1 protein-coding gene is annotated in these 648 nt (G+C 48.3%); it reads right to left on the reverse strand.

What is annotated here, in order from left to right:
- A partial coding sequence (locus tag R7R78_RS27105) for a type II asparaginase (RefSeq protein WP_225474735.1) occupies positions 1-648 on the reverse strand: 648 nt, incomplete at both ends.

Consider the following 648-nt stretch of genomic DNA (forward strand, 5'->3'; position numbering starts at 1 on the left):
TTATCATCATCAATTTCCGCGTCCAAAGTCGTTGAGCCAGTTGGCGTGCGAGAGCTTCTGACGACAACAATGCCATCTTTGCTCGCTTTTTCTAGCTCATCAAAGACCGTGTGGTACAAGTTACCATTACCCACACCAGCACTCACAATACCGTCAAACTTGGCATCAACCAAGGCTTTGACTGGCAAGCTCGACGCATTCGCATAATTATAAACAATGCCTACTTTAGGTAGTGTGTTGAGTTTTGATACGTCGAATGGGGTTTCTGTGGTGTGTTTACGTTCAGGGCTTCTTTGGTACTTTGCATCGCTGTTGTGAATGTAGCCAAGAGGGCCAAAATTTGGAGATTGGAACGTACTTACCGAGGTGGTGTTGGTCTTCGTTACATCTCGCGCATCGAAAATGGTGTCATTCATTGCCACTAGTACGCCGCGGCCTTTTGAGTCCTCATCGGTTGCAGTAACAACAGCATTGTATAAATTGACCGGGCCATCGGCACTCACGGCGGTAGATGGTCGCATCGCGCCCACGATCACAACGGGCTTGTCGCTCTTCACCGTTAAATCAAGGAAGTATGCAGTTTCTTCTAACGTATCCGTACCGTGGGTGATGACGATACCGTCAACATCATCTTGAGCGAGCAGCTCG

The sequence above is a fragment of the Vibrio sp. 2134-1 genome (genome assembly GCF_033339495.1).